Below are 26,627 nucleotides of genomic sequence, written 5' to 3'. Positions count from 1 at the left end.
CATCAGCATCTATATAAATCCATTTTCTTTTAATAAATCTTTTATATCCTTTTTCCCTATTAGTTTTTCTACATACTTAGAAAGTATATCAACTTCGATATTTACACTATCTCCTACACCTTTATAACCCAATGTGGTCTTAAGCATTGTATGTGGAATAACTGAAACAGTAAAATAATCATATCCATCCTCAACAACCGTTAAACTTATACCATCAACCGCAATACTTCCCTTACGGGCAATGTATTTTGTAAATTCTTTATTGATAGCTATCTTAAATATAAAAGCATTTTTTTCCTGCCTTTTGTCTATGATTTTTCCAACGCAATCTATATGACCAGTTACGATATGCCCACCCATTCTCCTTCCAACTTGAAGTGCTCTTTCCAGATTGACAATGCTTCCAATTTTTAAATCTTTTAAATTGCTTGCTCTCAAGGTTTCAGGCATAACGTCAGCTGCAAAACTTTCGTTTGACATATTAGTAACAGTTAAACATACACCGTTAACTGCTATACTATCACCTATTTTTGTTCCCTCAAGGACTTTACTACATTTTATAACAATTTTTGTAAAAGTACCATGTATAATATTTTTAACAGTTCCTGTTTCTTCTATAATTCCAGTAAACATACGCCATAACCTACTTTCTTACATATGCTGTTATTAGTATATCATCATCTATTCTATCAATCTCCACATCTTTTAATTCTATTGAATTTCCTATATCCGAAAAACCTATACCTTCTACAGGTGTTAAAGCATTTTTTCCTCCTATTATTCTAGGTGATATAAAAAACATAACTTTATCAACAATTCCCTCTTTAAGTGCAGACCAATTTAATGTCCCACCGCCTTCAATCAATACACTATCAATCCCCCTCTCTCCAAGTTTTATCATTAGCTCTTTTAAAGGTACTTTTCCATTGTCGTTTTTTAATATAATAACTTCAATATCCATACCTTCAAGTTTCTTTTTTACACTGTTTGGCATAAGTTCTGTTGTAGCAATTATCGTTTTTGCCGCTTTGTCTCTTATTACATTTGAGGCAAATGGCGTTCTACCTCTACTATCCACAATAATCCTTACAGGATTTTTATACCCCTCCAACCTTGTTGTAAGCATTGGGTTATCCTTAATTACTGTATTTACCCCAACCATAATCGCGGATACACGTCCTCTTATTTTATGAGCAAATTTTCTTGATTTCTCATTTGTAATCCATTTAGAATTTCCATTATAACAAGCAATCTTACCATCAATACTCATAGCAGATTTTAATATCACAAAGGGAAATTTTGTCGTAATATATTTAACAAATATTTCGTTGAGTTTCCTCGCTTCTTTCTCCATCATCCCCACATGTACTTCTATTCCCGCCTCTTTTAACCTTTTTATACCGTTCCCGCTAACTTTAGGATTTGGGTCTTCCATCGCTATATATACTCTCTTAATGCCAGATTTAATTATTTCTTCAACACAAGGAGGCGTTTTGCCATAATGGCTACAAGGTTCAAGTGTTACAAACATAGTAGAACCTGTAACATCTTCAACTGCATTTTTTAATGCATTTACTTCAGCATGTGGGCCTCCAAAATATTCATGATAACCCTCACCAATTATTTTGCCATTTTTAACTATTACAGCACCCACAAGCGGATTAGGGTTTGTGTATCCCCATCCTTTTTCAGCCAGTGTTAAAGCCCTTTCCATATATTCTTCCAATTTAATCCCTCCTGTACTAAAAAATCCTGAAGGTTAAACCTTCAGGGTTAAAAAACCCCAGAGAATATATTCCCTGGGGAATATTTCTCCTTCTCCCATCCAGACTTTAACTGTCGGCCTCGGAATTTCACCGAGTCTGCCAAAAGGCTCGCGGGCTATACCGCCGGTACGGAATTTCACCGATCCCCGAAGGTTTTATCCAATTGTATTTTCAACAGTACCACCTGCAGGAATAAAAGGAAGCACCATCTCATCTTTGTCTATAATACATTCTATCATAAAAGGTCTATTTTCGCTATAGGCTTTTCTAAAAGCTTTTTCGAATTCTTCCTTTGTTGTAACTCTTATTCCTTCTACTCCAAAGTCATTTGCAAGCTTAGCAAAATTCAAATTTGCGTTCAAATCTGTCTGCGAAAATCTCTTGTCATACAAAAGATTTTGCCACTGTCTTACCATTCCTAAAGTTTGGTTGTTGAGTAGTACCGTTATAACCGGAATATTATATACAGCAGCAGTTTCCAGTGCATGTATATTCATTCTTAAACTTCCATCACCTGCAATGTTTACAACTCTTTTATCTGGCTTTCCCACTTGTGCACCTATTGCAGCAGGAAGCCCAAAGCCCATTGTCCCTAGTCCTCCTGAGGTAACAAAAGTCCTGGGCTGTTTAAATTTATAATACTGCGCAGCCCACATTTGATTTTGTCCCACTTCAGTGGCTATTATAAGGTCATCGTTTGAAAGCTGTTGAATTTTTTCTACTATCCACTGAGGCCTCAAAACTTCATCGTTTTTATACTTCAATCCGTGCTTTTCTCTCAAGAAAGAAATTTCCTCTAACCATTCTTTTCTTTCAATGAATGGAAGTTTATCCGTTAAAAGTTTCAATGCTTCTTTAACTTTGCCTATAACTGCTACATCTACTTCTATATTTTTCCCTAATTCTGCAGGATCTATATCAATATGGATTATTTTAGCATTGGGAGCAAGTCCCCCTGCTTTGCCAGCAACTCTGTCGCTAAATCTCGTCCCTATTGCTATCACAAGGTCTGATTTATACACAGCCAAATTTGCAAATCTGCTTCCATGCATGCCAATAAGACCTAATGACAAAGGATGGTCTTCTGGAAAGCATCCTAACCCCATTAAAGAAGTAGCAACAGGTATATTGGTCTTCTCTGCAAATTCTATAAGTTCCTCTGATGCTTCTCCCCAAATCACTCCTCCTCCTGCAAAGATTACAGGTTTTTTACTTTGCAAAATAAGCTCTATAGCTTTGTCTAATTCTTTTTGCGAAACTACTCCATTGATATCGTTTTTTATATCAATACTATCTCCTATTCCTTTTACATATTCTATATCGGCGTTTTGTATATCTTTTGGAATATCTACTAACACAGGACCAGGCCTTCCACTTTTGGCTATTGCAAATGCCTGCCTTATTGTATCTGCCAGTTTATCAGGAGACTTTACAATAAAGTTGTGTTTAGTTATAGGCATTGTAATTCCTGTTATGTCAACCTCTTGAAAAGCGTCTTTCCCTATGAGATTTGTAGGAACCTGTCCTGTTATCGCCACAACAGGTACTGAATCCATATAAGCATTAGCTATACCCGTTACAAGATTGGTAGAACCGGGGCCAGAGGTAGCAAAGCAAACCCCTACCCTTCCCGTAACTCTTGCATAACCATCTGCCATATGGGCTGCCATTTGCTCGTGAGTAGCTAAAATATGCCTTATATCAGAGTCATAAAGAGCATCATAAATGGGAATAACTGCTCCTCCTGGTATGCCAAATATAGTATCAACGCCCATCTCTTTTAAAACTTCTATAACTACTTGCGCTCCTTTTAACTTCATATACCTCCCCCCTTAAAAACTGCACCTGTATTTGCAGAAGTCACCTGTTCTGCATATCTTGCCATATAACCAGTTTTTATCTTTGGTTCAGGTCTTACCCATCTTTTCATTCTTTCTTTAATCTCCTCATCAGTTAATTTCACATTAATTTTTCTTGCGGGAATATCAATTTCAATAATATCCCCATCTTCAATAATCGCTATTTCTCCTCCTTCCATAGCTTCCGGAGAGACGTGTCCTATGGAAGCTCCTCTTGTTGCACCTGAAAATCTACCGTCTGTTATAAGAGCGACATCTTTGTCAAGTCCCATACCTGCAAGGGCTGAAGTAGGACTTAACATTTCTCTCATTCCCGGCCCACCTTTTGGACCTTCGTATCTTATTACTACCACATCGCCTTTCTGTATTTTCCCACCATATATTGCTTCAATAGCCTCTTCTTCAGAATTAAATACCTTTGCTGGTCCTTCATGTCTTAACATCTCTTTTGCTACAGCAGATGCTTTTACAACAGCTCCTTCTCTTGCAATGTTCCCGTACAGTATCGCAAGACCTCCAGTACTGCTGTAAGGGTTGTCTATTGGCCTTATCACATCATGATTTAAAATTTTCGCGTCTTTTATATTCTCTCCCAATGTCTTTCCTGTAACTGTTAACACTTCAGTATTTATGAGATCAGCTTTCGTCAGCTCTTTTAAAACAGCTGAAATTCCGCCTGCAAAATAAAGGTCCTCTATGTGGTATTTCCCTGCAGGACTTAATTTACATAAATTAGGTACTATTGTACTAATCTCATTAATCTCATTTAAAGGTATATCTACCCCTGCCTCATGAGCTATAGCTTTTAAGTGCAATACTGTATTTGTAGAACCACCTAAAGCCATGTCTAAACTAAAGGCGTTTATAAATGCCTCTTTTGTAAGTATATCGGAAGGTTTAATTCCTCTCTCTACAAGCTCCATGATTTTCATTCCAGCTTGTTTTGCAAGTCTTATCCTTTCAGAATAAACAGCTGGAATTGTGCCATTTCCTGGAAGTCCCATTCCTAAAGCTTCTGTCAAGCAATTCATAGTATTTGCGGTAAACATACCAGAGCAGGAACCACAGGTAGGGCAAGCGTTAAGCTCTATCCTGTATAGGTCTTCCTCAGTGATTTTACCAACCTTGTGAGCCCCTACCGCCTCAAAAACACTGCTCAAATCACAGGTATCTCCATTATAATTTCCTGCAAGCATTGGGCCTCCGCTTACAACTATTGCAGGAATATTAAGTCGTGCTGCTGCCATAAGCATTCCCGGCACTATTTTGTCGCAATTAGGTATAAGCACAAGCCCGTCAAAACCGTGGGCCATTGCCATGATTTCAATGCTATCTGCAATAAGTTCTCTACTCCCTAAAGAGTATTTCATACCTTTATGGTTCATGGCAATGCCATCACAAACACCAATAGTGGAAAACTCTATAGGGGTTCCTCCTGCCATTCTGATGCCTGCTTTTACAGCTTCAGCTATTTTGTCTAAATGCATATGACCTGGTATAATTTCATTTTTTGAGTTTGCAACTCCTATAATAGGCCTTTTTATCTCTTCATAAGTCAAGCCTAAAGCATATAAAAGTGACCTATGCGGCGCCTTTTCAACTCCCTTTTTTATGCTATCGCTTATCATTCTCCTCACCCCTTTACATACTCTACCACTTTATCTCCCATCTCCTGAGTATTTAAAATTATTCCTTTTCCTAAATCAAAAGTCCTATAACCTGCCTCTAAAACTTTATTTACTGCATCCTTTATGTCATTAGCAGCATCTATAAGGTCAAAAGAATATTCCAGCATCATAGCAACTGACAATATTGTAGCTAAAGGATTGGCCTTCTTTGTTCCAGCAATATCTGGAGCAGAACCGTGTATAGGTTCATAAAGTCCCACTTTATCTTCTCTTAAGCTAGCAGAAGGAAGCATACCTATAGAACCTGTAAGTTGGGAAGCCTCGTCACTTAATATATCGCCAAACATATTGGAAGTGAGAATTACATCAAATTGAGAAGGATTTTTAATTAGTTGCATAGCACAATTATCTACGTACATGTGGTTTAATTCTACTTCAGGATATCTTTTACTTATTTCTTCCACTGTTTTTCTCCACAATCTTGAAGAATCTAAAATGTTTGCCTTGTCTACAGAAGTGACTTTCTTTTTCCTCTTTAAAGCCGCTTCAAAGGCAATAACCGCTATCCTTTCTATCTCTGAAGTCTGGTACACTTCTGTATCATAAGCCTTAAAACCATAGTCTATAGCGATTGTAGCCCTTGGTCCAAAATAAATACCACCAGTAAGTTCTCTTACCACAAGAATATCTAAACCCTCTTGTAATAACTCGTTTTTTAAAGGAGAAGCTTCTTTTAAAGGAGGATAAAGAACAGCAGGCCTTAGATTTGCATAAACCCCTAGGCTTTTTCTTAAGGCCAGAAGACCCGCCTCTGGCCTTTTATCTCCTTCAAGGTCATCCCATTTAGGACCTCCTACCGCTCCCAAAAGAACAACATCGCTGGAAAGACATGCATTTTTTGTCTCTTCTGGATAGGGAACACCATATTTATCTATAGCTTCTCCCCCAAAAGGATACTTTTTTACATCAAACTTAAGTTTGTACTTGTCTTCTATAGCAGACAAAACTTTTAACCCTTCTTCTATGACTTCAGGTCCAATTCCATCACCAGGCAAAACAGCAATTTTAAACAATGTCACACCTTCTCTCTGACATAATTTATAAGTCCACCATATTTCATTATTTCTTTTATGAAGTCAGGAAAGGGTTGAGCTTTAAATTCTGTTCCTTTAGTCAAATTTTTTATGCTGCCATTATCTGTATCAACCAAAACAATATCACCTTCTTCAATGCCCTCCACCGCTTCTCTACACTCTAATATCGGAAGCCCTATATTTATAGCATTTCTGTAAAAAATTCTCGCAAAAGATTTTGCAATTATACAGGATATACCAGATGCTTTAATAGCGATTGGCGCGTGCTCTCTGGAAGAACCACTACCAAAATTTTCACCTACAACCAGTATATCTCCTTCTTGAACTTTGTTTTTAAACTCTTTGTCTAAATCTTCCATGCAATGCTGTGCTAATTCTTGTGGGTCTGATGTGTTTAAATACCTTGCTGGTATTATGACATCAGTATCTATATTGTCTCCGTATTTTATAGCTTTCCCTTGCATCACTCTACCTCCTCTGGACTTACGATATATCCTGCAATAGCCGAAGCCGCCGCAACAGCTGGACTTGAAAGGTATACTTCACTCTCAGGATGTCCCATTCTTCCTACAAAATTTCTGTTAGTAGTAGCTAACGCCCTTTCTCCTTTAGCCAGAATTCCCATATGCCCTCCAAGGCAAGGGCCACAAGTAGGAGTAGAAACTGCCGCACCTGCTTTTATAAACTCTTCGATGTAACCTCTTTTAACACATTCTAAGTATATTTCCTGTGTTGCAGGAAAAATTAAAAGTCTTACATCAGGATGAACCTTTTTGCCTTTCAATATCTTATAAGCTATCTCCATGTCTGATATACGTCCATTGGTGCAAGAACCAATAACCACTTGGTCTATTTTCACTTTTCCAACCTCATCAATATTTTTAGTATTTTCTGGTAAATGAGGAAATGCTACTTGAGGCCTTATTTCATCTAAATTTATCTCATAAACCTCGCTGTACTCAGCATTTTCATCTCTTTCAAATACTTTGTATTCTCTTTTTGCTCTCCCTTTAACATATGCTTCGGTAATTTCGTCAAAATCGAAAATACCGTTTTTAGCCCCTGCTTCAATCGCCATATTGGCAATTGTGAATCTATCGTCAATTGACAAAGCTTTTATGTTTCCTGTAAATTCCATAGATTTGTATAAAGCTCCGTCAACTCCTATTTTCCCGATTATATACAAGATAACATCTTTTCCACTTACCCATTTTTGTAAATTGCCTTTTAACACAAATTTTATAGCTTCCGGTACTTTAAACCACGCCTTGCCTGTCGCCATTGCCGCCGCCATGTCAGTGCTTCCAATTCCTGTAGAAAAACAGGTAAGAGCCCCATAGGTACAAGTATGGGAATCAGCACCTATGACAACATCTCCAGGAAGCACAAGTCCTTTTTCGGGTAAAAGTGCGTGCTCTATTCCCATTTGCCCTACTTCAAAGAAATTTACTATACCGTGTTTTTTAGCAAATTTCCTTACTATATTGACTTGCTCCGCCGATTTTATGTCCTTATTAGGGACAAAATGGTCAGGAACAAGAGCGATTTTAGTCTTATCAAACACTTCTTTTCCTATCTTTTCAAACTCCTTTATAGCAACAGGAGCAGTGACGTCATTACCTAACACCATATCTACATCTACTTCTATTAACTCCCCTGCTTTGACTTCTCTACCAACTTTTGCTGAAAATATCTTTTGTGTCAATGTTAAGCCCACGCTTCTCCCTCCTTAAAACTTCTAAACTCTTCTAATGTCTCCTCTACCACAAATCTTATATCCTCATCGATAATGACCTTTTTTCTGTCTGCCAAATCTTTAAACCTTCTAAAAGCATCATTTAACTCTCCTGGTGAAAGATTGTACCCCAATTGTCTGACTTTCAATTCAAAAGCATTTCTTCCTGAAAGCTTGCCTAATGCAAAAGTATCTGGGATTATTCCAATATCTTCTGGTTTCATTATTTCATAGGTAGCTCTGTTGTTTATAACTCCATGTTGGTGAATTCCCGCCTGATGCCTAAAAGCATTAGCACCTACAATTGCTTTATTAGGTTGGAGTTTAATTCCTGTAAGTTCACTTACCAATTTGCTTGTGTTATATATCTCTTTTGTGTTTATCCCGTGAACAAGACCAAAATAGTCTTTTCTCGTATTTAAAGCCATTACTACCTCTTCCATAGCTGCATTTCCCGCCCTCTCTCCTATTCCGTTTACTGTTACTTCTACCTGAGTTGCACCATTTTCTATGGCAGATAAAGAATTCGCCACTGCCATCCCCAAATCGTTGTGACAATGAGCACTTATCATTACTCCATCGATGTTGGGAACATTATTTCGAATGTATTTTATAAGCTCTCCAAATTCTCTTGGCATCGCATAACCTACAGTATCGGGCACATTTATTACATTTGCTCCTGCATCAATTACCTCACTAAAAACTTTTACCAAAAAGTCCCAATCAGTTCTTGAAGCATCTTCTGCTGAAAATTGAATCTCATCAAATTTTCCTTTTGCGTATTTCATCATTTCAACGGCTCTTTTAAGCATTTCTTCTCTTGACATCTTAAGTTTGTATTTAAGATGTATATCAGAAGTTGCGATAAAAACGTGTAATCTCGACCTTTCAGCATTTTTCAAAGCGCTGCTAGCTCTGTCTATATCCTCTTTTACAGACCTTGCCATTGCAGCAACCGTAACACCTTTCAATTTATCAGCTATATTTTTGACTGATTCAAAGTCTCCATTAGAAGCCGCTGGAAATCCTGCCTCTATAACATCCACTCCTAAAGATACCAACTGTTTTGCTATTTCAAATTTATCGTTAATGTTAAAGTTGACACCAGGAGTCTGCTCACCATCTCGTAACGTAGTGTCAAAAACAATGACTCTTTTGACCCCCATCGCCTATCTACCTCCTTATTCATTCTTTTTTAATCCAAGCCATCATTTCTCTCAAACCTTTGCCGACTTTTTCAATAAGATGATTTGCCTCTTTATCTTTCATAGCATTGTACTGTGGTCTTCCAACTTGATTTTCTAAAAGCCACTCTTTTGCAAATTTCCCTGATTGTATTTCTGACAAAACTTTTTTCATTTCTTTTCGAGTTTCTTCTGTTATTATCCTCTTACCTGTCATATAGTCTCCAAATTCTGCAGTATCCGAAATAGAATATCTCATATAACTAAAACCGCCTTCGTATATGAGGTCAACTATAAGTTTCATTTCATGTACACATTCAAAATAAGCTATTTCTGGCTGATAACCTGCTTCCACCAATGTTTCAAATCCTGCCTTCATAAGTTCGGTGACTCCTCCGCAAAGCACCGCTTGTTCTCCGAAAAGATCTGTCTCTGTCTCCTCTTTAAAGGTGGTCTCAATAACACCTGCCCTTGTACCGCCTATACCTTTCGCATAAGCCAAAGCTACGTCAAAAGCTTTCCCTGTGTAATCCTGATATACTGCTACAAGATTCGGAACCCCTTTTCCTTCTTGGTATACTCTCCTTACAAGGTGTCCCGGACCCTTGGGAGCCACCATGAACACATCCACATTTTTAGGAGGAACAATTTGTCTAAAATGAATGTTAAAGCCATGAGCAAAAGCAAGAGCTTTACCCTCTGTCAGATTCTTTTCGATATTTTCTTTATACACTTTTGCTTGCTTTTCATCAGGTATCAGCATCATTATGATATCCGCTACTTTAGCTGCTTCCTCAACTGTATAAACTCGCAGTCCTTCTTTTTCTGCCCTTTCTTTTGATTTACTTCCCTCGTAAAGGCCAACTACTACATCAAGTCCAGAATCTCTCAAATTTAGTGCATGAGCATGACCTTGACTTCCAAAACCTATTATTGCAATCTTCTTATTTTTAAGTAAATTTAAATCTGCATCTTTATCATAATACATCTTTGCCATTACAATTCCCCCTCAAATTCTTTTAATGTTTTATTACCTCTTTCTAAAGATACAAGTCCTGTCCTTACAAGTTCTTTTACGTCAAACTTATTTATTAAATTTATAAAAGCGTTTATCTTTTCATTATCTCCTGTAAGTTCTATGATTAATGAGTCAATAGAAATGTCTATAACTTTTGCTCTAAAGGTTTCTACAATATGCATTATATCATCTCTCGTATTTGAATCGTAACCTACTTTAACTAGCACCAATTCTCGAGAAACATTGTCCCTTGCCCCTATATTTTGTACTTTTAAGACATCTATAAGCTTATTAAGTTGCCTCATCATCTGTGTGACGATGTAATCATCTCCTTCCACCGTCAAAGTTATTCTGGATACATCTTCTCTTTCTGTCGTTCCTACTGCAAGGCTTTCAATGTTATAACCTCTCCTAGAAAATAGACCTACTACTCTTGACAAGACTCCTGGATGATTGTTCACAAGGACAGATATAATGTGCAAATCATATCACCCCCTAAAAAATCATTCCCCGCCCTGAGCCACAGGGCGGGGATTTTCTCCACGCGGTACCACCTGTTTTCGCTATTACCTCACGGCAATAGCCTCACCAAGTTTTACAACTTGACCTGTAACGGGTAATCCCGGTATAGCCTAATAAGCTACATGCCGTTCAGCTATACAGCTCCAGAGCGATCTAATATGCGCCTCGGCACCGGTTTGCACCACCCACCGGCTCTCTTGAGCCTCCACGCATACCCCTCACCTTCATCGCTTTTTATCCTGTATGCTGTTAAAAAAGTAAATCCAGTTAAAGTTACTTGTTATTTTAACAGCATATTTTACTTTAGTCAACTAAATTATTTGTAAATTTTAAATAATCCATCGTTTACATTTACTAAAAAATTTTAAATACCTTCCAAAAAAATTGCTCTTTTTAAACTATCGTTAAAAATTGTTTTTGCATGTCTTTTTATTAATTCTCCATCCAAGGTGGAAAAATTCTTGATTTGGTCTGTGGATCTGGTCGTAATACAAAATATTTTTTAGAAAAAGATGGCTTAGTAATAGATGGCTCAGCCTTAAGCCCTACTTTTTTCAAGTTCATACAATGCTTCAATTTGAGCACCTCTGGAATTATATTATTTTTCCTCAAATTGGTCAATAAAAGGCTTTGTTTAATTTATCATTGACTCAGTTTTATTTTATTGATATCATAAATTTAAGTTGTAAGCCTTGGTTAGCAATATTATTATTTGGGCTAACACCCAGTATTACCTTAATTCTGAAAAGGTCATTTAAAAATATTCTTTTTTCTTTATGAAAATTTTGTTTAGGAAACAAAGGAGGTATACTATGAAAAGGCTTATAAATAAGATTTTGGTAGCCAATAGAGGAGTTCCTGCAGTAAGAGTTATGAATACCTGTAGGGATAAGAAAATTAAAACGGTAGCTGTTTACAGTACTCCTGACAGACTGGCGTATCATGTATTTTTAGCAGATGAAGCTATACACATAGGTGAAGGTCCGCCAACCGATTCTTATCTCAACATGGAAAAAATAATTGACGCAGCTCTTAAAACCGGGGCAGATGCCATTCATCCTGGATGGGGTTTTCTAGCAGAGAATCCTAAATTTGCTCAGGCTGTGCAGGATGCAGGCCTTATTTGGATTGGTCCACCTCCTAAAGTTATAGAACTTATGGGTGATAAAACCAGAGCTAAAAAAATTGCTCAAAGAGCAAACGTTCCCACCATTCCTGGAATTTCTAACGTGAAAAGTACGGAAGAAGTTTTACGCTGGATGAAAGAAGAAGAGATTACTTTTCCTATTATGATTAAGGCTGCTGCAGGTGGTGGTGGGAAGGGAATGGTAAAGGTGGAAAGTGAAGAAGAATTATCTGTTGCTCTTGAAAAAGCTCGTTCTGAAGCAAAAAAGGCTTTTGGTGACGATACTCTCTTAGTTGAAAAATATATTGAAAGAGGACGTCATATAGAAGTTCAAGTAATTGCAGATCAATATGGAAATGTGGTTCATTTATTTGAAAGAGAATGCACCATCCAGAGAAGAAATCAGAAAATTATTGAAGAAGCTCCATCTCCTACACTTGATCCTTCACTGAGGCAGGAAATCTGTTTTACAGCTGTAAGGCTTATGCGTAAAATAGGTTATTATTCTGCAGGAACTGTGGAATTTATTTTCGACTCCAAAACCCAGCAATTTTATTTCCTTGAAGTGAATACCCGTTTGCAGGTGGAACATGGTGTTACAGAGCTAATCACTGGACTTGATATTGTAAGTTTGATGATAGATATAGCTGAAGGGAAAAAGCTTCCCTTTACTCAGGAAGATATTCATCCCAACCGTTGGGCTATGGAAGTGCGTGTTAATGCAGAGGATCCAAGAACTTTCAGCCCTTCTTTTGGTTCCATTACTCGTTTGGAGATACCTCAGGGACCTGGAATCAGAGCAGCATCTGGAGTTTATGAAGGAGCTGATGTTCCACCTTATTACGACTCACTTATCACGCTTGTTATGAGTGCAGGAACAGATAGATATGATGCTATAAGAGTTATGGATAGAGCTTTAAGTAGAGGACTGAGAGTTGAGGGTATTAAAACCAACGCACCTTTACTTTTGAGTATTATAAGGCATCCCAAATTCATTGAAGGTGAGTTTTCAACCAGATTCATTGAAGAGCATTTTGAAGAACTTCTTTCCATGTTTAAGGAAAAAACCACTGATGATGAGGCTTTGAAGATTGCCCAGTATATTGCTATGGTTTCAGCCCTTGGACCACAGAGTTGGATGTAACCTGTAAAGGAGGAGTGTTATGGTAATATTTAATAACCAGAAAACTGAAAATAATCAGAATTCATGGATATTTGTTAGACCTGGGATAAGTCCCAGGGAAATTGTACAGAAGGTAAGAGAACTTCCTGGGGTTTGTTTTGTTTCTGTGGGCATGCGTGATGCTGGACAGTCTGACTATAAAAATCGTCTCCGAATATATGACCTCGAAACACTTGCTCCCTATTACAATGAAATGGGGCTTTTTTCTGCTGAATGTCACGGGGGTGCAAGATGGCATGTGGGTATCATGAATAGAAGAGAGAGTCCTTTTGAGGAGATTGCTATTTTAAGAAAACTTATGCCCAATGTTCTTTTGCAGACTCTTATCCGTGAAACCAATCTATGGGGATACAGACCTTATCCAAAAAATATTATTGAACATGTGGTAAGTGTAGTGGACATAGATGTCTGGAGGTGCTTTTCCTTTTTAAATGATGTAAGGAATATGCGGACTGTGGCTGAGGTAGTGATGAAAAGAGAACGTCTTTTTGAGCCTGCCATCTCCTACACAGTTGCCCCCTGGTTTGATACTCAATATTATCTAAAGGTAGTAGATGAAATTGTGGCTCTTTGTGGAGGAGTTGATGAAATCATTCTCTGCATAAAAGACATGGCAGGAGTGGGGACTGTTAAAAGTATCACTGAGCTTATTGATGCCATAAAGCAGAAGTATCCCGAGCTTGTCATAAACTATCACAGACATATTACAGATGGGCTTGCAATACCGGTTCTTTTAGCTGCAGCCAGGGCTGGTGCCAAAATCCTTGACGTGGAAGAGGATACCATTGTCAGGTTTTACGGGCATTCCCCTATTTTAGCTGTGGAAGCCATGCTCAGAGAAGAAGGCATCCCTGTTCACTTAAATAGATCCTCTGCGGAGAAAGCTGTTCAGAAAGTAAGGGAATGGATCAGGGATTATGAATGGGCAGAGTCTCCCTTTAAAGGCTTTGATCACATGGTTACAAGGCATAAAATGCCAGGTGGGGCTTTCCCAAGCTCTTTTGAACAAGCAGAAAAGGGAGGTTTCCTTTTTTTGATGCCCTATATCCTTGAAGTCATGTCCCTTTACAACCAGATTGTGAAATATTTTGATGTAACTCCTGGTTCCCAGATTACCTGGGTTACATGCAGTGGCATTGTTAACAAATATGCCAAAGAAAAGGGAGAAGCAGGAATTAAGCATGTGATAGGGCTTTTAAGAAAATTTGTGGAAGAAAAGAATCAGAATTTTAATGCCATGGAGCCTGAAGAGCAGGCAGAGCTTCTTACCCTTTTTAGAGGCGCACCTGGTGATTTCAAAAATCTCATTTTAGGGCATTATGGAATGCTTCCTGTGGGCTGGCCAGCAGACTGGGTTTATCAGAGTACCTTTGGAGATGAATGGCAGGAGAAAATAAAAGAAAGAAAAGAAACCTCACCTCTTGAGAGCATTCCTGATGAAGATTTATCCACCTTGAGAAAACAATTAGACGAAGAACTTGGAAGACCTGCCACTGAAGAAGAATTCATCCTTTATCTCATGCACCCCAAGGATGCCATAGATTTTATTAAATTTCGTGAAAAATACGGAGATGCACCTTTAGTTCTTCCAACTAAGGTATGGAGAGAAGGTTTAAAAAAACCAGGTGATAAGGTGGATTTTGAGCTTGATGACAAACCCTACACTATTGAGCTTGTATCCATTGGCAATGAGACAGATGGCGTAATCCATGTAGTTTTGAAGGTAAACAACAAGACCAAGGTTTTCAACGTGGAAACCCCAAGAGCTAGGAAAACAGAAATCAGAAGGGCCACTAAACCCAATGAGATAGGCTCACCTATTAATGGAACAGTCTGGAGAATTGGCAATCCCCAAAGAGGAACTTTAAAGGTGGGAGACATAGTACGTAAAGGAGAGGAAATTGCCAACATTGAAGCCATGAAGATGGAAAATCCTATCCTTGCACCTTTTGATGCTCAGATTGCGGAAATCTGTGTAAAAGTAAACCAGATGGTAGGAGAAGGGCAACTCCTTTTTGTACTTCAGCCTTTGGAGAAAACCACATAATCTGTATAAATCAAACCCCACTTTTTACATGTATAGAAAGTGGGGTTTGTCGTTAATTTAAAAAGCCCTTAAAGTTTAGGGTTTTTTAAGTTTCCTCATTGTTTATTCTCGCGGTAGAAACAACCCTGTCACCATCATCCAGCTTCATAAGAGTTACACCTCTCGTGTCTCTGTGCATCTTAGATATTTCAGACACCTTCATTCTTATAAGAATTCCATTTGCAGAAATTATCATAAACTCATCTTCCGGATTTACCGACCTTATAGATACTAATTTACCAGTTTTTTCACTAAGTCTTATTGCAATTATTCCTTTTCCCGCTCTTGTTTGAAGCCTGTATTCCTCTAAATCAGTTCTTTTTCCAAATCCTTTTTCTGTAACTACCAAAATTTCGCTACCCGGGTGAACAAGGTCCATTTCTACCACTTCATCATCTTCTCTCAAGGAAATAGCTATTACACCCTTTGCCACTCTTCCCATAGGCCTTATGTCTTTTTCATTGAACCTTATAGCATAGCCTTTAGCAGTTCCTATAATTATTTCTCTTTCTCCATTTGTTAATTTTGTATTTATAAGCTCGTCATTCTCCTCCAATGTAATAGCTATTATACCATTTCTTTTAATTGACCTGAATTCTTCTATAGAAGTCTTTTTTATTATGCCTCTTTTAGTACACATAACAACATATTTAATATCTTCTGACTTTTTAAGAGGAATAACCGCTGTGACTTTCTCTCCTTGAGCTATTTGTATGAGATTGACAATAGCCGTGCCTTTTGCTTGTCTTCCTGTTTCAGGAATGTCTATTGTCCTTAAACTATATACCTTCCCTTTGTTTGTAAAGAACAACAGTCTGTCATGAGTTGTAGTGATAAATATATCCTCTACAAAGTCATCTTCTCTTGTAGATATACCTAATATGCCTTTCCCTCCACGTTTTTGAGCTTTATAAATATCAAGAGGCATTCTCTTTATATATCCATAGTGTGTCATTGTCACTACAACATCTTCCAATTGAACCAAATCCTCTAAATCTAACTCTTCTTCTTTTGCCACAATGCTTGTCTTTCTCGGAGTAGCATATTTATCTTTTATTTCCAAAAGCTCTTTTTTGATTATTTCCAGCACTTTTCTTTCATCTGCCAAAATTTCCTTTAATTCTTTTATCTTTTCAATTAACTCCTTAAGCTCATCTTCTACTTTTTGCCTTTCAAGCCCAGTCAACCTTCCTAATCTCATGTCAACTATCGCTTGTGCTTGTTTTTCGCTTAACCCAAACTTGTCCATTAAATTTTGCTTAGCAATTGCTTCTGTCTTCGAACTTCTTATTATATTTATCACTTCATCAATGTGGTCAAGAGCGATTTTTAATCCTTCTAAAATATGGGCTCTTTCTTCCGCTCTTCTTAAGTCAAACTTGGTCCTTCTCGTTACAACATCTGCTTGATGATCTACATACTTTTCTATAATCTGCTTTAAATTTAATATTTTTGGCTCTCCATCTACAAGAGCTAACATTATAGCTCCAAAAGTCTGTTGCATTTGTGTGTGCATGTAAAGTTTATTAAGTATCACCTTTGGATTGACATCTCTTTTTAGTTCTATTACAATTTTCATTCCATTCCTATCAGATTCATCTCTCAAATCAGAAATCCCTTCTATGTGCTTGTCACGGACTAACTCAGCTATTTTTTCAATTAACTTAGCTTTAAGCACCATATAGGGAATCTCAGTAATTACGATTCTCATCTTACCGTGATGTTCTTCAATTTCTGCCTTTGCCCTAACGACAATTTTACCTCTTCCTGTCTCATAAGTCTCTTTTATACCGTCTCTTCCTAGAATTATTCCTCCTGTAGGAAAGTCAGGTCCCTTTATATATTTCATCAGTTCATCTACTGAAATATAAGGATTGTCTATATAAGCGACAATGCCATCTATGACTTCTCCTAAATTGTGAGGAGGAATGTTGGTAGCCATACCTACAGCAATGCCTTGAGAACCATTGACTAAAAGATTAGGAAATCGAGAAGGAAGCACAACTGGTTCTTTTAAAGTCTCGTCAAAGTTTGGCACAAAATCTACTGTTTCTTTATTTATATCTGTAAGCATTTCAAGGGCAATTTTTGAAAGCCTCGCCTCTGTATACCTCATGGCAGCTGGAGGGTCTCCATCTATGCTTCCAAAGTTTCCGTGCCCATCTATCAAAGTTTCTCTCATTGAAAAATCCTGTGCTAGTCTCACTAAAGTATCATAAACAGCCGCATCGCCATGAGGATGGTATTTCCCTAACACTTCACCAACAACTGCAACGCTCTTTTTATAGGGCTTGTCAGGAGTTAATCCCAACTCATTCATAGCATAGAGAATCCTTCTATGAACTGGTTTTAAACCATCTCTCACATCTGGCAGTGCCCTTCCAACAATTACACTCATCGCATAATCTATATAAGATTTTTTCATTTCATCTTCAATGTCTACTGGGATTACTTTCTCTTTTTCTTCACTCATCTACTTCACCTCTTTTATATATCTAAATTTCTAACTGTTTTTGCATGTTTTTCTATAAATTCCCTTCTTGGTTCGACTTTGTCCCCCATTAAAATGGTGAAAATTTCATCTGCAGCTATCGCATCCTCTAATGTAACTTTAAGCATCGTCCTCTTCTCTGGATCCATAGTTGTATCCCACAACTGGTCAGCATTCATTTCTCCAAGACCTTTATACCTTTGAACAGTATAATTTTCCCTTCCAATTTCATTTAAAATCCTGTCTAATTCTCTATCCGAGTAAGCATAATACACCTTTTTGCCTTTTGTAATTTTATATAAAGGCGGTTGAGCAATGTACACATTTCCATTTTCAATTAAAGGTCTCATAAACCTATAGAAAAATGTTAAAAGCAGTGTCCTAATATGACTTCCATCTACGTCCGCATCTGTCATTATGACTACTTTGTGGTACCTTAACTTACTTATATCAAATTCATCTCCTATGCCAGTACCTAAAGCAGTTATCATTGCTCTTATCTCTTCATTAGACAATATCTTGTCAAGTCTTGCCTTCTCCACATTTAAAATTTTTCCTCGGAGTGGAAGTATCGCTTGGAATCTACTGTTTCTACCTGATTTAGCAGAACCTCCTGCAGAGTCACCCTCTACCAAGAAAAGCTCACATTTAGAAGGGTCTTTCTCCGAGCAGTCGGCAAGTTTACCTGGCAAAGTAGTATTCTCAAGAGCAGACTTTCTTCTGGTAAGCTCTCTGGCTTTTCTCGCAGCTTCCCTTGCTCTTGCTGCTTGAGTAGCTTTTTCTACTATAATTTTTGCAACTGAGGGATTTTCTTCTAAAAAAGCCGAGAGTTTTTCTGTTACTACATTTTCTACAATAGACCTCATTTCAGAATTTCCTAATTTTGTTTTAGTCTGTCCTTCAAACTGTGGATTTTTTAATTTTACACTTACAATAGCTGTAAGTCCTTCTCTTACATCTTCACCCTGTAAATTTTTCTCGTTATCTTTTATAATCCCGTATTTTCTTGCGTAATCATTAATGACTTTAGTCAAAGCTGCTTTAAAGCCTACTAGATGAGTACCACCTTCTCTAGTATCAATATTATTAGCAAAACTAAAGATGTTTTCAGTATAACTGTCATTATACTGCATGCAAACCTCTACTTCATATTCAGTGTTTTTTGCTTCCATGTATATAGGCTCATCATGGAGAACTTCTTTGTTTCTATTGAGATATTTCACAAAAGATATAATTCCACCTTCGTAATTAAAGACCTCTTCTTTTCCGTCTCTTTCGTCTATAAGCTTGATATTTATACCTTTATTTAAAAACGCTAATTCTCTCAATCTTTGAGCTAATACATCATAATCGAATACAGTTTCTTCAAAAATTTCCTTATCCGGCTTAAAAGTAATAGTTGTACCTGTCTCTTCTGTCTCTCCAATAACCTCTAAATCCGTTTTTGGAACTCCTCTTTCATATATTTGCCTATAAATTTTCCCATGTTGTTTTACAATAACTTCTAATTTTTCAGATAATGCATTTACAACAGAAACACCTACTCCGTGCAATCCTCCAGAAACTTTGTAAGCATCATTATTAAATTTTCCACCTGCATGTAACATTGTTAAAGCTACTTCTACAGCCGGTTTTCCAACTTTTGGGTGAATATCTGTAGGAATACCCCTTCCGTCGTCTTCAACCGTTATAGAATTATCTTTGTGTATAGTAACTACTATATTTTTGCAATAACCGGCCAATGCTTCATCTATACTATTATCGACTACCTCGTATACTAAATGATGCAGTCCTCTGCTACCAGTAGAACCTATATACATTCCTGGCCTTTTTCTTACCGCTTCTAAACCCTCTAATATTTGTATTTGACTCGCAGTATAAGTTTCATCCTTTGCCATATTCACAACCTCCGCAAATTTATCCAGTAATTCTATTTTATCATTCTTTTTGCATTTACTCAATTTTAAGAAAATACAGATGAGAACCAAGATTATTTCCCACAAAAATTTCCCGGGAAATAGAAAGGAAATGTTTTTTTATTTTATTATTGCCTATAATATAATATACTTAACAGATGTACCTATATTATAATATACTTAAATTGAGGTGAATGCAATGGCTACTTATGAAGATTTTTTAAAACTTGACATAAGAGTAGGAAGGATAATTGAAGTTGAAGACTTCCCTAAAGCAAAAAAACCTGCTTACAAGTTAAAAATTGACTTTGGTGAATTAGGTATTAAAAAGTCTAGCGCTCAAATAACAAAGCTATATAAAAAAGAAGATTTGTACAATAAATTAGTAGTGTGTGTAGTAAATTTTCCACCCAAACAAATTGCAGACTTCGTATCCGAAGTTTTAGTACTAGGGGTAGATGATGAAGAAGGAAATGTAGTATTGCTTCAGCCAGAAAGAGAAGTAAAAATAGGGAATAAAATTTACTAGAAGGTGGTAAAAAATGAAATTTTTAAGTGTTAACTTAGGTAAACTTGTGAACATATCTTGTAAAATGACAGGAAAAGGTGGAACATCTTTACCTGGAAAAATAGCTCTTAAATCTGATTCTAAATTAATAAAAAAGTTAATTGAACCTATAAAAGAAAACAAAGTAATAATAACAGGTACAAATGGCAAAACTACAACTTCTGGATTAATAGCCCATATTTTGACCACTTCTGGGAAAAGTGTTGTACACAACAAAGAAGGAGCAAATATGAAAACTGGAATTGCCACAGCCTTAATAAAAAATAGCAATTTTTTAGGTAATTTAAATAAAAATGCAGCTGTTTTCGAAGTAGATGAAGCCAACATGCCTGTAATCATTGAAGAAGTAAAACCTAACATTGTAGTGATAACAAATTTTTTTAGAGACCAGCTAGATAGATATGGAGAATTGGACACAACAGTAGAAAAAGTAAAAGAAGCCCTTTTAAAACTGCCTGAAGATTCTATAGTTCTATTAAACGCTGATGAACCTTTTACAGCTTCAATAGGTGACAATTTAAGTTTAAAAGTAATATATTACGGTGTAGAGAGTAATTTAAATAATTCAAACACTTCTACATCTTTTGAACAAAAATACTGTCCTGTCTGCGGGACAAAATATATTTATAAAAGAGTATATTATGGACAACTGGGGGATTATTATTGCCCTAATTGCGGCAAAAAAAGACCTGACCTTCACTTTAAAGCAACTGACATAGCTTTAAGCGAAGAGGGGATAAGTTTTAAATTGTTTTACAAAAATGCAGTATTGCCAATCAAAAGCAAATTAATAGGGTTTTATAATGTATACAACCTGTTAGCCGCAATTTCTACTAGCATTTTATTGAATATAAACATAGATAGCATAATAGAAGCAATACAAGATTATTGGCCAATAGAAGGAAGACTGCAAAAAACCTATATAAAAGGCAAAAAAGCAATAATAAATCTCATTAAAAATCCAATAGGTTTTGAAAGCACCTTAAACATGCTGTCAGAATTTAACAAACCTTTAAACCTCGTTATATTTATAAACGACAATTACGCAGACGGAAGAGATGTGTCATGGCTGTGGGATGTAAACATAGAAGAATTTTTATCAAAAACAAAGGTGAACTATATAATAACCTCTGGTTTAAGAGCTGAGGACATGGCAGTAAGACTGAAATATGCAAACTTTGATATTAATAAAATAAAAGTTTTAAACTCTGTAGATAAAGCTCTTGATACAATATCTGAACTAACTAAGGAAGAATTAATAGCAGTACTTCCCAATTATACATCCCTTTATGATGTAAATAAATACTTAAAATCGCAGGAGGCTAAAAAATGAAACTTGTCATTGGCCACATGTATCCAGACATACTGAATTTATACGGAGACAGAGGAAATATTTTGGCATTAAAAAGAAGATGCGAATGGCGAAATATTGAAGTCGAAATAAAGCCGATTACAGTAGACACAAACACAAATTTTGCCGATGTAGATATACTTTTTTTAGGAGGCGGATCTGATAGAGAACAAAAAATGGTAAGCGATGACCTGACAATTAAAAAGGGCAAAAATCTCAAAACAGCTATTGAAGACGGCTTGACAGTATTAGGTATATGCGGCGGATATCAACTTTTAGGGAATTATTACCAAACCGCAAAAGGTGATAAATTAAAAGGCGTGGGTGTATTAGACGTGTGGACTGTAGCTGGTACCAAAAGGATGATTGGAAATGTAGTAATCGAAGTAAATATAAATGAAAAAGCTTTTAAAATGGTGGGTTTTGAAAACCATTCTGGAAAAACTTATATTGGAAAAGCAAAACCTCTTGGTAAAATAATAATTGGAAGTGGAAACAACGGAGAAGACAAAACAGAGGGTTGTGTGTATAAAAATGTGTATGGAACATATCTCCACGGCCCTGTCTTACCTAAAAATCCTGAATTTGCAGACTACCTCATTTTAAGCGCTTTGAAAAGAAAATACGGAAAAATAGAATTAGTACCATTAGATGACTCTTTAGAAAAAACAGCTAAACAATCAATAATAAAAAGATTCATAAAAAAATAGAGGTATAATCCCTCTATTTTTATTCTTCTATTTTTTGAGTTCTTTTTATGAGAGTAAAAGTAGAAATTGGTGACATGTAAATTATGCTCTTTTTATCTCTCTCTGTGATTATAAAAGATTTTGGCTTTTCATCAGAAATCCTCACCACAAACCCTTCTTCTTCTGATATTTTTAAAAATTGAACTGTTGCATCAGAAGTAGTGACAACACTTATGTCAAAAATAGCTATGATGTCTTTATCTGGGACTACGACGTTACCACCTAAATGGATATACATTCAAAAACCCCCTATTCCTTAATTACAACCCCATTTTTTATCTCAAAATAACAATCTCCTTTAAGGTCATTTTTATTGGTATGAGTTATAAAGGTCTGGAAACCCTTAAGTTTTTCTAAAACGTATCTTTTTCTTTTGTCATCTAGTTCTGACATCACATCGTCTAAAAGAAGCACTGGTCGTTTATTTGTCTCACTCTTTAAAATTTCAAATTCCGTAAGTTTAAGACATAAAGCGAGAGTCCTCTGTTGCCCTTGTGAAGAATAAATTCTCGAGTCATATCCGTTTATCAAAATTTTAAAATCTTCTCTATGAGGTCCTGTCTGAGTTGTAAGGTACTTTAAATCTAAATCTATATTTTTTGCAAGCTTTTCTTTTAATTTATTTTTTATGATTTCTTCCTCAGTCATCTCTTTAAGACCTATGCTATTTAAATAAACAATGTCAACGGATTCCTTTGATATTTCAGATAAAATTTTTTTAACGTAAGACTCCATAGTCTTTATGTATTGTTGTCTCGTCAAAATAATTTTTGACCCATAGTCTACAAGCTGTTCATCAAAAACTTCTAAAATTTCTCTTCCTTTTCCTTCTTTTATGCTCTTTAACACTTTATTTCTGTTAGCTAATATTTTATTATATTGGATTATGTTGTAAAGATAACTTTTTCTTACTATGGAAATACAAGAATCTATGTATTTTCTGCGATGGGAAGGCCCTTCTTTTATTATATTTAAATCTTCTGGGGAAAAAATAACTGTCAAAAAATGACCCAAAAGCTCAGAAGCAGATTTTAGTTTATTGCCGTTAATCTTTATTACTTTGTTTTCATTTTTTTTGTAAGCAAATTCTATTTTTTTGTCCTCATTGTCTTGCTGTACCAAAGCTCTTATGTAAAAATAATCCTCTCCAAACTTTATCAATTCAGTTGTCTTGCTTCCTCTGAAAGACCTTCCCATGCTAAGAATCCTAATGCTCTCTAAAAGATTACTTTTTCCTTGAGCATTTAATCCGTACAATATGTTGACTCCATCACAAAATTCTACTTTTTGCTTTTGCAGATTTCTAAAATTGTCAACAAAAAGCTCCCTTATATACAAGCTCAATTCCTCACTTTATAACGTAAATTTTGCCTTCTACCTCAATTATATCATTTTTGCGGAGCTTTTTCCCTCGTTTTAATTCAATAGCTCCATTAACTTTTACTTTTCCATCTAAAATAAGTTGTTTTGCTTGACCTCCTGTTTCACACACCTTCACATACTTCAAAAACTGTCCTAAAGTGATATAGTCAGTTGTTATAGCAACTTCTATCATAAATAAGCCACCTCTTGTCAGTTAAGCTTTACAGGAAGTATCATGTATAGATAATCTTTACTCCCTATCGGTCTTATTATTAACGGATTTATGCTATTTATAAAATGAAGCTCTATCTCTTCTTCATCAATAGCTCTTAAAGACTCAAGTAAATACCTTGAATTAAACGCTATTTCGAGAAACATTCCTTTTACTACTACTTCAATCTTTTCTACCATTTTACCTTTTTCAGAATTAGAAGAAACAGTGATAAATTTATCTCCAATTTCAAACTTAACCAGGTTATTTTTGCTCTCAGCTATGAGAGATGCTCTTTCAATGCTTTCCATTAAATCCTCTTTTTTAACTCTTACCTGCGTTTTGTGGTCTTTTGGCAAAACTGCATTGTAATTTATATAATTTCCTTCTAAAAGCCTTGATATTACTTTTGTGTTTTCTATTTGAAACAGCACCTGGTTGGAAGTATGGTATATGTCTATTTCACTGTCTTCATCTTTTAAAATCCTGTATATCTCCTCTAAAGTTTTTCCGGGTATCACTATGGAATATTTTTCTGATTCTTCTTCAAAAAACTTCTCCTCACTGGTATATGAATAAACTGCCATTCTAAATCCGTCTAAAGCAACTGCTTTTATTTCATTTTGAAACACCTCAAATAAAACTCCTGTGAGAATAGGCCTCGTTTGTTCCTGTGCAATACAAAATATTGTTTTCCTTATCATGTCTTTTAAAGGATTTTGAGTTAACCTAAAAGAGTTTTCTCTTGATACTTCAGGAATTTCAGGAAATTCGACTGCATCACTTCCTGAAATTGTAAAATTTATACTTTCGCAGGTAATATCGACAATATTCTCAGAATTAGTTTTTATACTAACTTCTCCTTCTGGTAATTTCCTTACCAGTTCAGAGAAAATTTTTGCAGGTACAACTACTTCTCCTTCTTGTTCTATTGTTGCAGGAATTTCACATTCTATTCCTATATCTAAATCTGTTCCAGAAAGTTTGACAAAATCTTTTAGAGCTGTTAGTTTTATACCTTGAAGTATTGGAAGAGTTGTGCGGGAGGATACCCCCCTTATAGCAGTATTTACTCCTTCTGATAATGAATTTTTATCACACGCAAATTTCATTTTTTTTCACTCCTGTTATTTAGAATATTTCTTGCAGCTCAAGCATAAAATAAAAAGATATAATTTAGTAGTCATAGTAATAGAAAATGTTATTTTGTGAGTAATGGGTTCTAAACCAAATAAAATGTCGAAAGGTGTCTGTGGATAAGTTTTAGACAGTTTTAAAAAAATATCAACATTATTCACAGACAAAAAATTTTAAAACATATAAACAGGGTTATCCCCGTTTATATGTTAAAAACCTTTGATTCTTTTTTTAAGTTCTTCAATTTGACGAGAAAGGAGTTCGTCTTGTTTTATTTCATTAGAAATTTTTTCATATGCATGTATTACAGTGGTATGGTCTTTTCCAAACTCTTCTCCTATTTTAGGAAGTGATAAATCTGTCAATTCTCTTGCTAAATACATGGCTATTTGTCGAGGATATGCTATATTTTTAGTTCTTTTGCGAGACTTGAAATCTTCTAATTTTATATTGTAGTATTTACAAACTTCTTCTTGTATGAGCTTGACAGTTATCTGCCTTGTTTTGTTAGAGACAATTTCTTTTAAAGCGTGTTTGGTGAGTTCTAAGTCTATGTTCGATTTTGTTAAGTTTGAAAAAGCTACAATTCTTATCAAGGCGCCTTCTAATTCCCTTATGTTTGATTGGATTTTCTCTGCTACATACGCTAAAACTTCATCAGGTATGTTGAGATTTTCTGTTTGAGCTTTTTTCTTTAGTATTGCTATTCTTGTCTCATAATCTGGAGGTTGTATATCAGCTATTAAGCCCCATTCAAATCTTGACCTCAGCCTTTCTTCTAAAGTAGGTATTTCTTTTGGAGGTCTGTCGCTTGAAATAACTATTTGCTTGTTAGCCTCATAAAGCGTATTAAAAGTATGGAAAAACTCTTCTTGCGTCCTTTCTTTTTTAGCTATAAATTGAATATCGTCTATTAGAAGTACGTCAATATTTCTGTATTTGTTTCTAAATTCTTCATTTTTGTCGTCTTTTATTGAATTTACCAATTCATTTGTAAACGTTTCTGAGGTAACGTACATTATTTTATAACCACTGTGATGTTTGTTGATAAAGTGGCCTATGGCGTGCATTAGGTGAGTTTTTCCAAGTCCTACACCGCCGTAAATAAATAGGGGATTGTAAGCTTTTGCAGGAGCTTGTGCTACTGCAAGACAAGCGGCGTGAGCAAGTTTGTTACTGTTCCCTACCACAAAGGTGTCAAAAGTATATTTAGGATTTAAGGTACTTAGGGTTGTTGATTCGTTTAATATTTCTTTTTCTACTGATTCCTTGATTTCTCTGTATTCTTCTTCGTCTTCAGACAGTATTTTTATGTTATAGAGTTTGTTAGTGGCTTTTGATGCAGCGTCGTGAATTATGTTTATATATCTTCCATTTATTATATTTTTTGTAAAACTGTTTGGAGTGCTTAAAAAAAGTACATTATCAATGATTGCTAGTGGCTTTATATGAACTAGCCAAGTGTTGTAACTGGTGGGGGTAAGTTTACTTTTGATGACCTCCACTATTCTCTCCCATACTTGACGATGATCTCCATACATTGTATGACCTCCTAAGACATTCAATAAGAAATGTGGATAACTTACGAAAAAGGGTGGCATAGTATGTTATCTGGTATAAGTTAATTATTGATAAGTTAAT

General features: G+C 35.8%; 22 protein-coding genes, 1 riboswitch and 1 other annotated feature. Of the genes, 5 read left to right on the top strand and 17 right to left on the bottom strand.

Annotated elements, in window-relative coordinates:
- Positions 1 to 9 precede the first annotated feature (9 nt).
- The 10 genes from TKV_RS00110 to ilvN form a co-directional block, all read right to left on the bottom strand.
- Entirely contained in the window at positions 10 to 633 is a 624-nt protein-coding gene (locus tag TKV_RS00110; protein ID WP_049684257.1) for a riboflavin synthase, read from the bottom strand.
- A gap of 10 nt (positions 634 to 643) precedes the next feature.
- Entirely contained in the window at positions 644 to 1,726 is a 1,083-nt protein-coding gene (ribD, locus tag TKV_RS00105; RefSeq protein ID WP_049684256.1) for a bifunctional diaminohydroxyphosphoribosylaminopyrimidine deaminase/5-amino-6-(5-phosphoribosylamino)uracil reductase RibD, read from the bottom strand.
- A gap of 83 nt (positions 1,727 to 1,809) precedes the next feature.
- Positions 1,810 to 1,924, bottom strand: a riboswitch (FMN riboswitch).
- Positions 1,922 to 3,586 (bottom strand): biosynthetic-type acetolactate synthase large subunit, encoded by a 1,665-nt coding sequence (gene ilvB / locus TKV_RS00100; RefSeq protein ID WP_049684255.1) that lies wholly within the window; start codon positions 3,584 to 3,586, stop codon positions 1,922 to 1,924. (Overlaps the previous riboswitch by 3 nt.)
- Positions 3,583 to 5,253: a dihydroxy-acid dehydratase gene (gene ilvD, locus TKV_RS00095; RefSeq protein WP_049684254.1), complete on the bottom strand. Its 1,671-nt coding sequence runs from the start codon at positions 5,251 to 5,253 to the stop codon at positions 3,583 to 3,585. Before ilvD ends, ilvB begins: the two co-directional genes overlap by 4 nt.
- 5 nt (positions 5,254 to 5,258) lie before the next feature.
- Entirely contained in the window at positions 5,259 to 6,326 is a 1,068-nt protein-coding gene (gene leuB, locus TKV_RS00090; RefSeq protein WP_049684253.1) for a 3-isopropylmalate dehydrogenase, read from the bottom strand.
- 2 nt (positions 6,327 to 6,328) lie between these two features.
- Entirely contained in the window at positions 6,329 to 6,811 is a 483-nt protein-coding gene (gene leuD, locus TKV_RS00085; RefSeq protein WP_049684252.1) for a 3-isopropylmalate dehydratase small subunit, read from the bottom strand.
- Positions 6,811 to 8,064, bottom strand: a complete 1,254-nt coding sequence (gene leuC, locus TKV_RS00080) for a 3-isopropylmalate dehydratase large subunit (RefSeq protein WP_049684251.1) — start codon at positions 8,062 to 8,064, stop codon at positions 6,811 to 6,813. Before leuC ends, leuD begins: the two co-directional genes overlap by 1 nt.
- A complete protein-coding gene (locus tag TKV_RS00075) occupies positions 8,055 to 9,248 on the bottom strand; it encodes a 2-isopropylmalate synthase (protein ID WP_049684250.1) in 1,194 nt (397 codons plus the stop codon). The genes leuC and TKV_RS00075 overlap by 10 nt, the downstream gene beginning before the upstream one ends.
- 19 nt (positions 9,249 to 9,267) lie before the next feature.
- On the bottom strand, positions 9,268 to 10,263 hold the full coding sequence (gene ilvC / locus TKV_RS00070) for a ketol-acid reductoisomerase (protein WP_049684249.1): 996 nt from the start codon (positions 10,261 to 10,263) through the stop codon (positions 9,268 to 9,270).
- Complete coding sequence (gene ilvN, locus TKV_RS00065; protein WP_029687583.1) at positions 10,263 to 10,766, bottom strand: acetolactate synthase small subunit; 504 nt, start codon at positions 10,764 to 10,766, stop codon at positions 10,263 to 10,265. Before ilvN ends, ilvC begins: the two co-directional genes overlap by 1 nt.
- 38 nt (positions 10,767 to 10,804) lie before the next feature.
- Positions 10,805 to 11,043, bottom strand: a binding site (T-box leader).
- Between the two features lie 575 nt (positions 11,044 to 11,618).
- Between ilvN and TKV_RS00060 the strand changes: the two genes are divergently transcribed.
- Both TKV_RS00060 and TKV_RS00055 read left to right on the top strand, forming a co-directional pair.
- On the top strand, positions 11,619 to 13,076 hold the full coding sequence (locus TKV_RS00060; protein ID WP_049684248.1) for an acetyl-CoA carboxylase biotin carboxylase subunit: 1,458 nt from the start codon (positions 11,619 to 11,621) through the stop codon (positions 13,074 to 13,076).
- Positions 13,077 to 13,095: 19 nt separating this feature from the next.
- Complete coding sequence (locus tag TKV_RS00055) at positions 13,096 to 15,162, top strand: biotin/lipoyl-containing protein (RefSeq protein WP_049684247.1); 2,067 nt, start codon at positions 13,096 to 13,098, stop codon at positions 15,160 to 15,162.
- An 85-nt stretch (positions 15,163 to 15,247) separates the two neighbouring features.
- Here the strand turns inward: TKV_RS00055 and gyrA are convergent, their stop codons facing one another.
- Positions 15,248 to 17,674, bottom strand: coding sequence for a DNA gyrase subunit A (gene gyrA / locus TKV_RS00050; RefSeq protein WP_049684246.1), 2,427 nt, complete (start codon positions 17,672 to 17,674; stop codon positions 15,248 to 15,250).
- 14 nt (positions 17,675 to 17,688) lie between these two features.
- Positions 17,689 to 19,590, bottom strand: coding sequence for a DNA topoisomerase (ATP-hydrolyzing) subunit B (gyrB, locus tag TKV_RS00045; protein WP_049684245.1), 1,902 nt, complete (start codon positions 19,588 to 19,590; stop codon positions 17,689 to 17,691).
- A 217-nt stretch (positions 19,591 to 19,807) separates the two neighbouring features.
- On the opposite strand from gyrB, the gene TKV_RS00040 reads away from it, so the two are divergent.
- From TKV_RS00040 to TKV_RS00030, 3 genes are read left to right on the top strand one after another with little or no spacing between them, the layout of a single operon-like run.
- The gene (locus TKV_RS00040; protein ID WP_049684244.1) at positions 19,808 to 20,137 is read left to right on the top strand and encodes a tRNA-binding protein; all 330 of its coding nucleotides are present in this window, start codon (positions 19,808 to 19,810) and stop codon (positions 20,135 to 20,137) included.
- 13 nt (positions 20,138 to 20,150) lie between these two features.
- Positions 20,151 to 21,509 carry a Mur ligase family protein gene (locus tag TKV_RS00035; RefSeq protein ID WP_049684243.1) on the top strand — a complete coding sequence of 453 codons (1,359 nt, stop codon included), beginning with the start codon at positions 20,151 to 20,153 and terminating at the stop codon, positions 21,507 to 21,509.
- Complete coding sequence (locus tag TKV_RS00030) at positions 21,506 to 22,237, top strand: type 1 glutamine amidotransferase (protein ID WP_049684242.1); 732 nt, start codon at positions 21,506 to 21,508, stop codon at positions 22,235 to 22,237. Before TKV_RS00035 ends, TKV_RS00030 begins: the two co-directional genes overlap by 4 nt.
- Positions 22,238 to 22,256: 19 nt before the next feature.
- Here the strand turns inward: TKV_RS00030 and remB are convergent, their stop codons facing one another.
- The 5 genes from remB to dnaA all read right to left on the bottom strand — a co-directional run bounded on the left by remB (position 22,257) and on the right by dnaA (position 26,527).
- Positions 22,257 to 22,514 carry an extracellular matrix regulator RemB gene (gene remB, locus TKV_RS00025; RefSeq protein ID WP_049684241.1) on the bottom strand — a complete coding sequence of 86 codons (258 nt, stop codon included), beginning with the start codon at positions 22,512 to 22,514 and terminating at the stop codon, positions 22,257 to 22,259.
- 11 nt (positions 22,515 to 22,525) lie between these two features.
- Positions 22,526 to 23,614 (bottom strand): DNA replication/repair protein RecF, encoded by a 1,089-nt coding sequence (gene recF / locus TKV_RS00020; protein WP_049684240.1) that lies wholly within the window; start codon positions 23,612 to 23,614, stop codon positions 22,526 to 22,528.
- A gap of 10 nt (positions 23,615 to 23,624) precedes the next feature.
- Positions 23,625 to 23,831, bottom strand: a complete 207-nt coding sequence (yaaA, locus tag TKV_RS00015) for a S4 domain-containing protein YaaA (protein ID WP_049684239.1) — start codon at positions 23,829 to 23,831, stop codon at positions 23,625 to 23,627.
- Between the two features lie 17 nt (positions 23,832 to 23,848).
- Positions 23,849 to 24,961, bottom strand: a complete 1,113-nt coding sequence (dnaN, locus tag TKV_RS00010; protein ID WP_049684238.1) for a DNA polymerase III subunit beta — start codon at positions 24,959 to 24,961, stop codon at positions 23,849 to 23,851.
- Positions 24,962 to 25,195: 234 nt separating this feature from the next.
- Positions 25,196 to 26,527, bottom strand: a complete 1,332-nt coding sequence (gene dnaA / locus TKV_RS00005) for a chromosomal replication initiator protein DnaA (protein WP_049684237.1) — start codon at positions 26,525 to 26,527, stop codon at positions 25,196 to 25,198.
- Positions 26,528 to 26,627 lie beyond the last annotated feature (100 nt).

This window comes from Thermoanaerobacter kivui (assembly GCF_000763575.1).
In the GTDB taxonomy this organism is placed as follows: Bacteria; Bacillota; Thermoanaerobacteria; order Thermoanaerobacterales; family Thermoanaerobacteraceae; genus Thermoanaerobacter; species Thermoanaerobacter kivui.
This window is presented reverse-complemented; position numbering and strand designations above follow the sequence as displayed.

Coding starts and splice junctions, on each gene's coding strand:
- TKV_RS00110 (WP_049684257.1), bottom strand. CDS start 633: ATGTTTACTGGAATTATAGAAGAAACAGGAACTGTTAAAAATATTATA.
- ilvB (WP_049684255.1), bottom strand. CDS start 3,586: ATGAAGTTAAAAGGAGCGCAAGTAGTTATAGAAGTTTTAAAAGAGATG.
- ilvD (WP_049684254.1), bottom strand. CDS start 5,253: ATGATAAGCGATAGCATAAAAAAGGGAGTTGAAAAGGCGCCGCATAGG.
- leuD (WP_049684252.1), bottom strand. CDS start 6,811: ATGCAAGGGAAAGCTATAAAATACGGAGACAATATAGATACTGATGTC.
- TKV_RS00075 (WP_049684250.1), bottom strand. CDS start 9,248: ATGGGGGTCAAAAGAGTCATTGTTTTTGACACTACGTTACGAGATGGT.
- ilvC (WP_049684249.1), bottom strand. CDS start 10,263: ATGGCAAAGATGTATTATGATAAAGATGCAGATTTAAATTTACTTAAA.
- TKV_RS00060 (WP_049684248.1), top strand. CDS start 11,619: ATGAAAAGGCTTATAAATAAGATTTTGGTAGCCAATAGAGGAGTTCCT.
- TKV_RS00055 (WP_049684247.1), top strand. CDS start 13,096: ATGGTAATATTTAATAACCAGAAAACTGAAAATAATCAGAATTCATGG.
- gyrA (WP_049684246.1), bottom strand. CDS start 17,674: ATGAGTGAAGAAAAAGAGAAAGTAATCCCAGTAGACATTGAAGATGAA.
- gyrB (WP_049684245.1), bottom strand. CDS start 19,590: ATGGCAAAGGATGAAACTTATACTGCGAGTCAAATACAAATATTAGAG.
- TKV_RS00040 (WP_049684244.1), top strand. CDS start 19,808: ATGGCTACTTATGAAGATTTTTTAAAACTTGACATAAGAGTAGGAAGG.
- TKV_RS00035 (WP_049684243.1), top strand. CDS start 20,151: ATGAAATTTTTAAGTGTTAACTTAGGTAAACTTGTGAACATATCTTGT.
- TKV_RS00030 (WP_049684242.1), top strand. CDS start 21,506: ATGAAACTTGTCATTGGCCACATGTATCCAGACATACTGAATTTATAC.
- remB (WP_049684241.1), bottom strand. CDS start 22,514: ATGTATATCCATTTAGGTGGTAACGTCGTAGTCCCAGATAAAGACATC.
- yaaA (WP_049684239.1), bottom strand. CDS start 23,831: ATGATAGAAGTTGCTATAACAACTGACTATATCACTTTAGGACAGTTT.
- dnaN (WP_049684238.1), bottom strand. CDS start 24,961: ATGAAATTTGCGTGTGATAAAAATTCATTATCAGAAGGAGTAAATACT.
- dnaA (WP_049684237.1), bottom strand. CDS start 26,527: ATGTATGGAGATCATCGTCAAGTATGGGAGAGAATAGTGGAGGTCATC.